This is a genomic window from Nannocystis exedens, assembly GCF_002343915.1.
In the GTDB taxonomy this organism is placed as follows: domain Bacteria; phylum Myxococcota_A; class Polyangia; order Nannocystales; family Nannocystaceae; genus Nannocystis; species Nannocystis exedens.
In genome coordinates, this window is the sequence record NZ_NETK01000001.1 from 10,301,787 (window position 1) to 10,313,537 (window position 11,751).

At 72.5% G+C, this 11,751-nt stretch carries 12 protein-coding genes; 6 read left to right on the forward strand and 6 right to left on the reverse strand.

Annotated features, from left to right (window positions below):
- Nucleotides 1-194 precede the first annotated feature (194 nt).
- Nucleotides 195-1,670, reverse strand: coding sequence for a metallophosphoesterase (locus tag NAEX_RS40155; protein ID WP_096332746.1), 1,476 nt, complete (start codon nucleotides 1,668-1,670; stop codon nucleotides 195-197).
- Nucleotides 1,671-1,774: 104 nt separating this feature from the next.
- On the opposite strand from NAEX_RS40155, the gene NAEX_RS40160 reads away from it, so the two are divergent.
- Nucleotides 1,775-3,880 (forward strand): (Fe-S)-binding protein, encoded by a 2,106-nt coding sequence (locus NAEX_RS40160; protein ID WP_170136416.1) that lies wholly within the window; start codon nucleotides 1,775-1,777, stop codon nucleotides 3,878-3,880.
- Entirely contained in the window at nucleotides 3,877-4,215 is a 339-nt protein-coding gene (locus tag NAEX_RS40165; protein ID WP_170136417.1) for a BolA family protein, read from the forward strand. Before NAEX_RS40160 ends, NAEX_RS40165 begins: the two co-directional genes overlap by 4 nt.
- 276 nt (nucleotides 4,216-4,491) lie before the next feature.
- On the opposite strand, the gene purM is transcribed toward NAEX_RS40165, so the two are convergent.
- Nucleotides 4,492-5,601 (reverse strand): phosphoribosylformylglycinamidine cyclo-ligase, encoded by a 1,110-nt coding sequence (gene purM, locus NAEX_RS40170; protein ID WP_096332748.1) that lies wholly within the window; start codon nucleotides 5,599-5,601, stop codon nucleotides 4,492-4,494.
- 93 nt (nucleotides 5,602-5,694) lie between these two features.
- Here purM and accD point away from each other — a divergent pair, with 93 nt between their 5' ends.
- The 3 genes from accD to NAEX_RS40185 all read left to right on the forward strand — a co-directional run bounded on the left by accD (nucleotide 5,695) and on the right by NAEX_RS40185 (nucleotide 8,855).
- Nucleotides 5,695-6,588, forward strand: coding sequence for an acetyl-CoA carboxylase, carboxyltransferase subunit beta (accD, locus tag NAEX_RS40175; protein WP_096332749.1), 894 nt, complete (start codon nucleotides 5,695-5,697; stop codon nucleotides 6,586-6,588).
- 12 nt (nucleotides 6,589-6,600) lie between these two features.
- Nucleotides 6,601-7,818 carry a bifunctional folylpolyglutamate synthase/dihydrofolate synthase gene (locus tag NAEX_RS40180; protein ID WP_170136418.1) on the forward strand — a complete coding sequence of 406 codons (1,218 nt, stop codon included), beginning with the start codon at nucleotides 6,601-6,603 and terminating at the stop codon, nucleotides 7,816-7,818.
- A gap of 395 nt (nucleotides 7,819-8,213) precedes the next feature.
- Nucleotides 8,214-8,855: a DNA-3-methyladenine glycosylase family protein gene (locus NAEX_RS40185; RefSeq protein ID WP_096333887.1), complete on the forward strand. Its 642-nt coding sequence runs from the start codon at nucleotides 8,214-8,216 to the stop codon at nucleotides 8,853-8,855.
- A 135-nt stretch (nucleotides 8,856-8,990) separates the two neighbouring features.
- Here NAEX_RS40185 and NAEX_RS40190 read toward each other — a convergent pair whose 3' ends face one another.
- Both NAEX_RS40190 and NAEX_RS40195 read right to left on the reverse strand, forming a co-directional pair.
- Complete coding sequence (locus tag NAEX_RS40190) at nucleotides 8,991-9,329, reverse strand: hypothetical protein (protein WP_096332751.1); 339 nt, start codon at nucleotides 9,327-9,329, stop codon at nucleotides 8,991-8,993.
- 97 nt (nucleotides 9,330-9,426) lie between these two features.
- On the reverse strand, nucleotides 9,427-10,014 hold the full coding sequence (locus NAEX_RS40195) for a prolyl hydroxylase family protein (RefSeq protein WP_100793017.1): 588 nt from the start codon (nucleotides 10,012-10,014) through the stop codon (nucleotides 9,427-9,429).
- A 39-nt stretch (nucleotides 10,015-10,053) separates the two neighbouring features.
- Between NAEX_RS40195 and NAEX_RS40200 the strand changes: the two genes are divergently transcribed.
- Nucleotides 10,054-10,767, forward strand: coding sequence for a redoxin family protein (locus NAEX_RS40200; RefSeq protein ID WP_096332753.1), 714 nt, complete (start codon nucleotides 10,054-10,056; stop codon nucleotides 10,765-10,767).
- A gap of 223 nt (nucleotides 10,768-10,990) precedes the next feature.
- On the opposite strand, the gene NAEX_RS52500 is transcribed toward NAEX_RS40200, so the two are convergent.
- Nucleotides 10,991-11,437 (reverse strand): MopE-related protein, encoded by a 447-nt coding sequence (locus tag NAEX_RS52500; RefSeq protein WP_100793016.1) that lies wholly within the window; start codon nucleotides 11,435-11,437, stop codon nucleotides 10,991-10,993.
- Nucleotides 11,438-11,455: 18 nt separating this feature from the next.
- Nucleotides 11,456-11,734, reverse strand: coding sequence for a hypothetical protein (locus NAEX_RS40215; RefSeq protein WP_096332754.1), 279 nt, complete (start codon nucleotides 11,732-11,734; stop codon nucleotides 11,456-11,458).
- Nucleotides 11,735-11,751 lie beyond the last annotated feature (17 nt).

The following is an 11,751-nucleotide window of genomic DNA, read 5'->3' on the forward strand; positions in this document are numbered from 1 at the left end:
GCCGACCGCGCGACGCGCCGCGGCGCGCAGAACGCTTCATGGAATGCCCGGAGCGGCGCCTCGGGCTCCTCGGGCTGGCTCCGCGCGGCTGTCCTCAGGGCCAGCAACGGCGTCTCGCGCGCGGCCTGCGTGTCGGCGTCTCGAAGCGGCGGGTGCGGCCCAGAGCTCCGGGGCATGTCGTGCAGGACATGCTCTCAAGTACCTGTAGGGACGGACATGTCCGAGAGCGAACGCTCGGCGACGACCTCGCCGCTGAGGCGCGCGGCCGGGGCCGGGGGCAGCGTGGCGGCGTCGAGGACGGCGACCGCGTCGTTGCGCCAGGCGCGGAGCTCGACCTCGGCGAGGCGACCGGTGGTGCGGTCGCGGCGGACCACCAGGTGCGAGCCGTCGAGGAAGCAGCCGCTGTTGGCGTAGACGACCTCGTCGTTGCGGGCGATCACGCCGTAGTGGCTGTGGCCCATGAGGACGAGGGGCACGCCGGTGGCGCGGCCGACGTCGCAGGCGACGCGGGCCATGTGGTCGGCGACGGCGCGGGGGCGGCGGCGCTTGCGGAGGCGGCGGATCGACAGCCAGCCGAGCAGGGCGCCGGCGGCGAGGCCGGCGAGGGTGGGGGCCCCGAGGGCGGCGGCGAGGCCGACGCCGATCCCGAGGCAGGCGAGGACGCTGAGGATCGCGTCGAGGGCGGTGATCCGGAGGACACCGGCGACGGTGGCCGAGGCGGGGGGCGGGGCCATCGACTGCAGCGCGGTCAGGGTGCTCATCTGCAGGCCGGCGGTGGCGGCGATCCGCTCGAGGCGCGCGGCGTGCATCGCCTGGCCCGCGCGGTCGACCCGGCCGGTGCGGGCCCACAGCACCAGCAGGCGGAAGGCCATGCGGAAGTACAGGGTGATCGCGTAGAGGATGAAGCGCAGGCCGCGGGCCCAGGCCCAGCGGACGTAGTCCCACGGGGTGATGAACTTGTCGGCCGCGTCGTAGTCGATCTCCGGCATGGCGTTGGTGAAGCTGCGCGTCGCCACCTCGGCGAGGGACTGGACCAGGCGGCCGCCGCGCGTCGGGGCCAGCATCTGTCCCGTGTGACAGGCGGCGTCGAACACGTGTCCGTGCTCGATCCAAACGCCGCCGGCCTCGCACAGGAACCACGGCACGAACCGCACCCGTGCGACCTGATCGAGGCGCGGACTGCCGGTGCGCGTGATCGTGAGCGAGGCCTCGCCCAGGCCGGCGTAGAGGCGCTCGGTGAGGGCGCGGCGGACGCCGGGGTAGAGGAACTCGGCGTCGTGGTTGCCGACCACGAACACGATGTGGTGGCCGGCCGCGAGGAAGCGGACCAGCGCGTCCTCGACGCCCGGGTAGGCGTCGAGCACGGCGTGGAGGCGGTGGACCGCGAGGGCCTCGCCGACGAGGCGCTTCTCCTGGCCGACCTCGATGTTCCAGAAGTCGATGAAGTCGCCGTTGATGACGAGCTGCCAGCGCCCGGGGCCGCGGGCGTAGTGGTCGAGGAAGCGGGGCAGGCCGCGGTCGATGTCGACGGCGAGGTGGACGTACTCGCCGCGCATCCGCGGCTTGAGGTGGGATCCGAGGTGAAGGTCGCTGATGAGGAGCAGGTCCGGCGCGCGGGAGCGGGGGCCGGGAGACGGCTCGCGGTCGGGGCGCTGATCGGACGGGACCATCACGGAAAATGCGGGAGATTCCGGCCCAGCGCGGTCTCGCGCGCAGATGCGAACGCTGGCCTCGGCCCTGTGGTATAGCGTGCTTGCCCAAAGCCCGCCCTGCCATGCTCAAGCAGATCGCCTTCGCCGCCGCCGTTGCGTTCTCGCTCGGCCTCTTTACCTACAACGTGTCGGCGCTGATCCGCACCGTCGCGCTCGGCCGTCCGTCGGATCTCAAGGAGACCTGGGGCCAGCGGATCGCCAGCCTGATGGCGTTCTTCTTCGGCCAGGGCAAGGTCGTCGAGGAGAAGCGGAGCTGGCACCACCTGCCGATCTACTGGGGCTTCCTCATCCTCACGATCGCCACCGTCGACATGGGCCTGTCCGGCCTGTTCGGGCCCGGCATGAACCTCTCGCTGGTGATGCCCGACGCGGCGTACCGGGCCGTCATGGCGGTGGTCGACGTCGCCAACGTGATCGTCGTCGCCGCGATCGCCTACGCGATCACGCGCCGCTTCATCCGCCCGCCGTTCGTGCCGCTGAGCCTCGACGCGATGCTGATCCTGTCGGCGATCAGCCTGCTGTGCATCAGTCACTTCGGCCACCATGCGTTCGAGATCGCGGGGTCCGGGCACTACGCGGGCGGGGCCCCGGTGTCGGCGGCGCTCAGCGGCCTGTTCGCGGGCATGGACCCGCGCTTCGCCCACATCGCCTCGGAGGTGTGCTGGTGGGTCCACATGGGCATCGTCCTGGCCTTCCTCAACTACCTGCCGTTCTCGAAGCACATCCACGTGCTGACCTCGGCGCCGAACATCCTGCTGCGGCGCCAGGGCCAGCGCGGGGCGATGCCGAAGGCCAAGCTGTTCGACGGCGAGCCGACCGACCCCAATGCGGAGCCGCTGTTCGACAACTGGGGCGTCGGCAAGATCGAGGACTTCACCTGGAAGAGCCTGCTCGACAACTACTCCTGCACCGAGTGCGCCCGCTGCACGATGTACTGCCCGGCGTTCGCGACCGAGAAGCCGCTGTCGCCGATGCACCTCATCCACGACCTCAAGGACGAGATGAAGGAGCGCGGCAAGCTGCTGGTCAAGCTGCAGAAGGCCGGCGGCTCGCTGAAGGATGACGCGCCGGAGGGGCCGAACAAGTCGATCATCGACAAGATCAAGGCCGACCTCGGGGCCCTGCCGCCGCTGGTCGGCGGGCGCGTCAAGGACGCGACGCTGTGGGCCTGCACGACCTGCGGGGCGTGCCAGGAGGTGTGCCCGGTGTTCATCGAGCATCCGCTGAAGATCCTGCAGATGCGCCAGCACATCGTGCTCAACGACGAGTCGGGCCGCACGCCCGGCGAGGTCACGCGCGTGCTCGGCAACATCGAGGGCGCCGGCAACCCGTGGAGCCTGCCGCAGGACGACCGCATGAAGTGGGCCGAGGGGCTCGAGGTGCCGCTCATCGACGACGCGCCCGACGCCGAGTACCTGCTGTTCGTCGGCTGCGCCGGGGCCTACGACGACAACGCCAAGAAGACCACGCGCGCGCTGGTCAAGGTGCTGCAAGCCGCGAACGTGAAGTTCGCGGTGCTCGGCAAGCGGGAGAAGTGCACCGGCGACACGCTGCGCCGCCTCGGCGCCGAGATGGCGTTCCAGACGCTGGCGCAGGAGAACGTCGACACGCTGAACGAGGCCAAGGTCACCAAGGTGATCGCCTCGTGCCCGCACTGCTTCCACACGATCAAGAACGAGTACCCGCAGTTCGGCGGCACCTACGAGGTCATCCACCACAGCCAGCTCATCACGCACCTGCTGCAGGCCGGCAAGCTCAAGCTCGACCACACCAGCGAGCGCACGTTCACGTACCACGACTCGTGCTACCTCGGCCGCTGGAACGGGGTCTACGACGCGCCGCGCGAGATCCTCGAGCACGCGACCCGCGGCAAGGGCAAGGTCCAGGAGCTGCAGCGCAACCGCGAGCACGGGTTCTGCTGCGGCGCCGGCGGCGGCCGCATGTGGATGGAGGAGGAGCCGGCCAAGCGCGTCAACATCAACCGCGCCAAGGAGGTCGCCGAGAACGGCGCCAACGCGGTCGCGGTCGGCTGCCCGTTCTGCCACACGATGCTGTCCGACGGCCTCAAGGCGCTCGGCAAGGACGAGACCGTCGAGGTCATGGACCTCGCGGTGGTGGTCGCCGCCCAGCTGCCCGCCGGGGCGCCGCGGCCGGAGGCGAGCGCGTGAACGAGGCTGTCCCTTCGGGCAGGCGAGCGCGGGCGCTCACGGAGGCGCTGACGGCCGCGTTCGCGCCCGAACACCTCGAGGTGCGCGACGAGAGCCACATGCACGCGGTGCCGAAGGGCGCCGAGAGCCACTTCCGCGTGGTCGTCGTCAGCGCCGGGTTCGCCGGCAAGTCGCTGGTGGCCCGTCACCGCGAGGTCAACGCGGCCGCGGCGGAGGAGCTGCGCTCGGGGCTGCACGCGCTGGCGATCGAGGCGCTGACGCCCGAGCAGTGGCAGGCTCGCGGCGGGCAGGCGGCCAAGAGCCCGCCCTGCCTCGGCGGCAGCAAGGCCGGCTGACGCGGCCGCGCGCTCCGAGCGTCGCGCGAGGCCCGGCGAGCCGCGCCGGTGAGTCGCAATTGTCCCGGGAGACAACTTGACGTCGCGCCGACTCTGAGGCCCGCGCGGAGGCCGGGAGACAGAGCCGGCGAGACAGCGCGACGTCGCGTTGGGGCCCGCGCAGAGGCCGGGAGACAGCGCAGGCGAGTCTTACATGTCCCCAGAGACAGGGGGCGTCGCACGCTCGCCGGGGGCATGTCTCGAAGGACAGCATCGACCGTCCCGAGGGACAGCCGGTTACTCGACCTCGACGGCGCCGCCCATCCAGCTCGCGCCCGCCAGGCGGACCTGGGGGGCGTCGGCGGCGGCGCGGGCGACCACGCGGCCGAGCGCGTACGGCTCTTCGCCGACCGCGGCGAGCGCGGCGCGGACGACGTCGACGTGCGCGGGGTCGACGTACAGCAGCATGCCGACGCCGCAGTTAAAGGTGCGCAGCAGCTCGCGCACGCCGACGCCCTGGGCGGCGATCGCGGCGATCACCGGCGGGAGCTCGAGCGGCGAGAGGTCGAGCTCGAGCGCGAGGTCGTCGGCCAGCGCGCGCGCCGGGTTCTCGAGCAGGCCGCCGCCGGTGATGTGCGCGGCGCCGTGCAGCGGGGCGTGCTCGAGCCCTCGCAGGGCCGCGAACGCGGGCTCGTAGATCCGCGTCGGCGCGAGCAGGGCCTCGCCGACGCTGCGGCCGGCGGGATCGCCGGGCAGGCGGTCGGCGAACGCAAGGCCGGCGTGGGCGGGGTCGAGCAGGGCCTTGCGCGCGAGGCTGTAGCCGTTGCTGTGGAGCCCGCTCGAGCGCAGGCCGAGGACGACGTCGCCGCTCTTCACGCGGGTGGGCCCGAGCATCTTGCTGCGCTCGACCACGCCGACGGCGAAGGCGGCGAGGTCGTAGTGGTCGCGGGCGTAGAGGCCGGGGAGCTCGGCCGTCTCGCCGCCGAGCAGGGCGCAGCGGGCCTGCTTGCAGCCGTCGACGATGCCGCTCACCAGGGCCTCGATGCGCTCCGGCACGACCCGGTCGCAGGCGATGTAGTCGAGCACGAAGAGCGTGCTCGCGCCGGTGACGAGCAGGTCGTTGACGTTCATCGCCACGAGGTCGACGCCGACGGTGTCGTGGCGGTCGAGCGCGATCGCCACGAGCAACTTCGTGCCCACGCCGTCGGTGCAGGCGACCAGCACGGGATCGCCGACGCCCGCGGGCAAGCCCATGAGCCCGGCGAAGCCGCCGATGTCGCCGATCTGCTCGGGCCGGCGCGTGCCGGCGACCAGGCGCTTGATCCGCCGCACGGCCTCGTTGCCCGCGCTGATGTCGACGCCCGCGCCCTTGTAAGTGAGAAGGTCTTTGCGCTCCTGCACGGGCATGACGCGTACCAAGGCGCGGGCCTCGCGGCAACGGCCTTGAAAAGGCGCCAGGTCGCGGCGATGATTCGCCCCGGCAAGGGAGCCGGATTTCGCATGGCGTGGTGGCGACGCAAAAAGCAGGCGCTCGAGCAGACGAGCGAGAGCAACAAGGTCTCCGTCCCGCGCGGCTTGTGGACCAAGTGCGACGCGTGCGGTGAGATCACGTACACCGCGGAGTTCGTGCAGAACCTCCGCGTCTGCCCGGTGTGCGGGCACCACCACGTGATGCCGACGAAGGAGCGGATCGCGGCGATGCTCGACCCGGACTCGTGGCAGCCGCTCGACCTCGAGCTGCGCTCGGGAGATCCCCTCGGCTTCCGCGACCAGGCGGCCTACAGCGACCGCGTCGCCAAGGCCGACCGCAGCGTCGGCCCCACCGACGCGTTCACCGCCGGCTTCGGCACCATCGACGGCCTCGACGTCAGCGCGGGCTTCTTCGTGTTCGAGTACATGGGCGGCTCGATGGGCTCGGTGGTCGGCGAGAAGGTCACCCGCGTGTTCGAGCGGGCGCTCGAGCGCAAGATCCCGGCGGTCATCTTCAGCGCGTCCGGCGGCGCCCGCATGCAGGAGGGCATCCTGTCGCTGATGCAGATGGCCAAGACGTCGGCCGCCCGCGGCCGCCTGCGCAGCGCCGGGATCCCGTACATCTCGGTCTGCCTGCACCCGACCACCGGCGGGGTGGCGGCCAGCTTCGCCATGCTCGGCGACGTCATCATCGCCGAGCCGCGGGCCCTGGTCGGGTTCGCCGGGCCGCGCGTGGTCCAGCAGACGATCGGCCAGGAGCTGCCCCCCGGGTTCCAGCGGGCCGAGTTCCTGCTCGAGCACGGCATGCTCGACCGCATCGTCGGCCGCCTGGAGCTGCGCGCGCAGCTGGGCCTGATGCTGCGCTTGCTGGCCGGCGCGCCGGCCAAGGCGGCCGCCGCGCTGCCGGCGGCGCCGACTGGCTGATCGGACATGTCCATGAAGACACCTCCGGCCTGGCAGCTGGCGCTGTTCGCCAGGCGCTCGCTGGGGGTGATCCGCGGGCTCGAGGCGGTGCGGGCGGCCCACGTGGCGCTCGGCGAGCCGGGCGCCGGGTTGCCGGTGGTCCACGTGGTCGGCACCAACGGCAAGGGCTCGACGTCGGCGATGGTGGCCCACGCGCTGCGGCGCCGCGGCCGGCGGGTCGGCCTGTACACGAGCCCGCACCTCCACCGGGTCGGCGAGCGGATCCGGATCGACGGGGTGCCGCTGGCCGACACGGCGATGGAGCTGCTGATCGAGCGCGTGCTGCGGCTCGAGGGCCCGGCGCTGCCGCGGCCGCTGACGTTCTTCGAGGTGCTGACGGCGGCGGCGCTGCTGGCGTTCGCCGAGGCTGGCGTCGAGGTCATGGTCTTGGAGACAGGTCTGGGCGGGCGCCTCGACGCGACCGGGGTGGTGCCGGCGACGGTGACGCTGATGACGCCGATCGACCTCGATCATCAGGCGTACCTCGGCGACACCATCGAGGCGATCGCGGCGGAGAAGGCGGCGGTGATGCGCGATGGGGCGCCGGTGTGGTCGGCGCCGCAGCAGCCGGCCGCGGCGGCGGTGCTGCGCGCGGCGGCGGCCGAGCACGGGGTGCGGCTCGGCTTCGTCGAGCCGCTGGCGCGCGCGCCCGAGGGCCTGCCGGGCGAGCATCAGCGGGTCAACGGGGCGCTGGCGCTGGCCGGCGCGCGGGTCATCGAGCCCGAGACGACGACGACCGACCTCGACGGGGTGCGCTGGCCGGGCCGGTGCGAGCGGGTGGCGAGCGGTGGGGGGACGGTGGTGTTCGACGCCGGGCACAACCCGCACGGGCTCGCGGCGCTCGTGACCTGGCTCGAAGGACAGCCGCATCCGCGGCGGGCGCTCGTGTTCGGCTGCCTGGCCGACAAGGACGCGCCGGGGATGCTGGCGCAGCTGCGGCGGTTGAGGGCGCCGATCTGGCTGGTGTCGCCGGGGCCGGGCGGCTACGACCTGGCGTCGCTGCAGGCCGGCGATACGCGGGTGTTCTCCGCGGGCGTCGGGCCGGCGTTTCACGCCGCGTGGCAGGAGCACCTGGCCGCCGGCGGGGAGCTGGTGGTGTGCGGCTCGCACATGCTGGTGGGCCAGCTGCGCGAGGAGGTGCTCGGCGAGGTCGCGGACGAGCTCCCGCTCACCGACCCGCTGAGGCGATGAGCTGCCCTTTGGGACAGGGGGCACGAGGCGCTCCGGTCCGAGAGACGCGAGCGCCGCGTCGAACTCGGGCCGACCGGCAACGCGGCCGCTTCGGGTAGCGCGCGATGCGTGGATCGACTTCGTCTCGGTGAGGTTGCCTTGGCGTCACGCGCCGCGATCGACGAGGTACCGCGATGCCCGAGCGCGCCGGCGTGGACAGCCGGACGCGTGACGTGCCGAGCTCGGGGCGGACCGCGTCCGACCGAGGGGTCTGCCGTCGAGGCGCCCGCGCTTGCGGGACGGGCTCCGAGTCGCAAGCGCGCCGGGGCCAAGGCCCCGTCGTGGGCCATGGATCGCGCGGGCGATTGCGCGTACAAGAGGATGAGGCCCGGGCGCTGCGGGCCGGCGAGGCGACGATGGCGCAGACGCGACCGCTCCCTTACGACACCGACGCTGCGGCGGCGCACCTGCGCCGCAGTCACAAGGCGATGAAGAAGTTGATCGATCGGCTGGGGCCGATCACGCTGCGGCGCGACGCGGGGGCGACCCCGTACGGGGCGCTGGCGCGATCGATCGTGTTCCAGCAGCTGGCGGGCGCGGCGGCGTCGACGATCTACGGGCGCGCCTGCCAGCTCGGCGACGGCGGCAAGTTCCCCGAGCCGGCGGCGCTGCTGGCGTTGCCGGCGGAGCGGCTGCGCGCCGCGGGGCTGTCGGCGGGCAAGCAGGCTGCCCTCAAGGACCTGGCCCAAAAGACACTCGACGGCGTGGTCCCGACGATGCGCGCGCTGTCGCGGATGGACGACGAGACGATCATCGACCGCCTGACGCAAGTCCGCGGGATCGGCCGCTGGACGGTCGAGATGATGCTGATCTTCCGCCTCGGCCGCCCCGACGTGTGGCCGGTCGGCGACTTCGCGGTCCGCAAGGGTTACGCGCAGACGTTCGGCCTGCCCGAGTCGCCGACCCAGCGCGAGCTCGACGCGCTGGGGGAGCCGTTCTCGCCGTACCGCAGCGCCGCCGCGTGGTACTTCTGGCGCTCGCTCGACACCCAGACGTGAGCCGGAGGCGGGGAAGTGGCGCCGGGCTGCGCGCCGGACGATGCCCCATACGCCCGGGTTCGTCAGCAGCGCGAGCGAAGCACCGAGTCGCGTGCGTCCGGTCGCCGGCGTGGCGATGGGCCGCGAATGCGCTGCTCACTCGCCGAGGCCGAGGCGGCGGCGGACGCGAGCGGCGAGGTCGCGGGCGCGGCCGGCGGGGCCCAGGGCGCGCGGCGGCGGGGCGGCGGGCAGGCTGTCCGGTTGGACCTGGCGCTTGCGACCTGTCCGAAAGGACGTGGTCGCAAGGGCAGGTGCCTGCATGAGCAGCTTGACCAGGGCGGTGACCAGCTCGACGGGGCTGTCGGCGCGGACCTCGAGGCCGACCTTGCCGGAGGGATCCTCGGCGGCGCCGCGCGCGACCGTGCGCGTGCCGTCGGAGCGGACCTCGATGACGATCCGGCTGACGATCGGGAGATCCTCGTCGGCGCTGCTCATGGCGGGGAAGCTAGCACGCCGAGGCTGCGTGCGCCGCCGCACCGGCGCGTGCAGCGAACGGTCGGTATCGTGACGTCGAGACGGACGCCGCGAAAGACTACGCGGACGGTCGCTCGCGGGGTGCGCGAGGTCCCTTGTAGAGGATGTCGCTGCGCACCGCGTACTTGCGCCCGGTCGCGACGGCGCGGGCCTCGTGCAGGAGCCGGTGTTGAAACAACACGCCGAGGCCGGTGCGCGGGATGACGGTCTGCTCGAGATGCAAGAAGTGGGTCTCGCCGCCGGTGAAGTCTTCGTTGAGGTAGATCATGAAGGTGAGCAGGCTGCGCTCGTCGTCGGCGCGGACGCAGGCGCCGTCGAAGTGCGGGGCGTAGCGCTCGCCGGGGTCGTAGCGGTAGCAGCGGAGGCGTTCGCTGACGCCGAGGACGGTCATGGCGCCGATCCGCGGCGGCACCGCGGGCCGGGCGCGCTCGAAGAGCAGGGCGGCGAGGTCGGGGTCGTCGATCGTGACGCGCTTGTTGTTGCGGAGCTCGGGTCGCAGCACCGGGGCCCGCAACATGGTGACCGGGGCGCGCACCGGGCCGAGCGACTCGATGCGATCGATCAGCGCGGCGCACTCGCTGGCCGTGAGCACGTCGTCGACGGTCCATACCGGCGGGTGTGACAGGTCCAGCGATCGGTGGTACACCGGCCCAGGATACGCAAAAGCGCCACCCAGGAGCCTGCCGTGACCCCGCGAACCTTGCTCGCCCTCGCCCTCGCTCTGACCGCCTGTGACGGCGCCAAGCCGCCCGCGCCCTCCGGAACGCCGAACAAGACGCCCCCCGCCGACGGCGAGGCGAAGGCGGCCACACCGACACCGGCGCCGCCGGCGAATCCTCTCGCCGAGCCGGCCGCGGTGGCGGCGATCGGCAAGCCCGCGCCCGACTTCACGCTGCCCACGGCCGACGGCAAGACGGTCAAGCTGTCCGACCTGCGCGGCAAGACGGTGGTGCTCGAGTGGTTCAACCCGGAGTGCCCGTTCGTGAAGGCGGCGCACGACGCCGGCCCGCTCAAGGATCTGGCGGCGAAGACGACGGCGGCGTCGCCGACGGTGACCTGGCTGGCGATCAACTCCGGCGCGCCGGGCAAGCAGGGCCACGGCGCGGAGGCCAATCAGGCGGCGGCCAAGAACTGGTCGATGACCCACCCGATCCTGCTCGACGAGACAGGCGCGGTCGGCCACGCGTACGGGGCCACCAACACGCCGCACATGTTCATCGTCGACGCCCAGGGCGCGCTCGTCTACCGCGGCGGCCTCGACAACGCGCCGATGAACGAGCCCGAGGGCGGCACCCGCGTGGCGCTGTTCGAGGACGCGCTGGCGGCCGTGCTGGCCGGCAAGCCGGTCGAGCAGGCCGACACGCGGGCGTGGGGCTGCACGGTCAAGTACGCGAAGTGACGGCTCGGGCCGGGCGAGGCGCCCGGCCCTCGGCGAGGGCCTGCGTGCGTCGCGTGCGGGCCCTCGGCTGTTCTTGCGGACAGGTCGCTGCAGGCCGCCGTCCCGCGGGACAGGCCCTCGGGGGCATGTCCTGAAGCGCCTGCCCGCGGGGACATGCTCGAAAGTACATACAAGAACGGCGCGGGCCCGGAGGGCGCCGCGCCGCCAGGGGCCGCGGGGCGGTCTACTTGTTCTTGAGCTTGGCGGCCTCGTCGGCGGTGAGGCAGCGGTCGTCGACGACGTTGTTGCAGTCGTCGTCGAGGTTGTTGCAGATCTCCTGGCTCGGCTGGACGTTGGCGACGCACTGGACGCGGCCGCCGAGGCACTGCATCACGCCCGGGGCGCACACGCCGACCTTGCCGGTCTGGCAGGCGACGCCGGTGCCCGGGACGTCCTCGTCGATCTTGTCGTCGCAGTCGTTGTCGATGCCGTCGCACACCTCGGCCTTGATCGCCGGGGCGGGGGCGTCACAGGTGGCGCCCTTGCCGTCGGCGTTGCACTTCCACACGCCCGAGGTCTTGCACTCGCCCTTGCCGATCGTGCAGGTCGCACCCTCGCGCTCGAAGTCGTTGTCGACGATGCCGTCGCAGTCGTCGTCCTTGCGGTTGCAGAGCTCCTTGACCGGGGTCACCTGCCCGGTGCACGCGCCTCACGTCGCGTCGTCGCTGCAGGTGCGCGTGCCGTCCTTGCAGAGGCCGCGGCCCGAGGTGCCCTGCGGGCCGTCGTAGCAGGACTCGAGGATCTTCGGCTTGCACTGCGCGGGCTTGCTGCCGGCCGAGTTGAGCTCGTCGAGGAGCCTCTGCCGCTCGAGGTTCTGGTCGGTATTGGCGCAGGCGCCGACGAAGGCGCCGATCGCGAGCCCGGCGAGGCATCCGCGGCGGAGGATCCCTGTGCCGAAGGCGAAAAAGGACGCAGCGGGGTTTCCCATGGCCGGGACTATACACC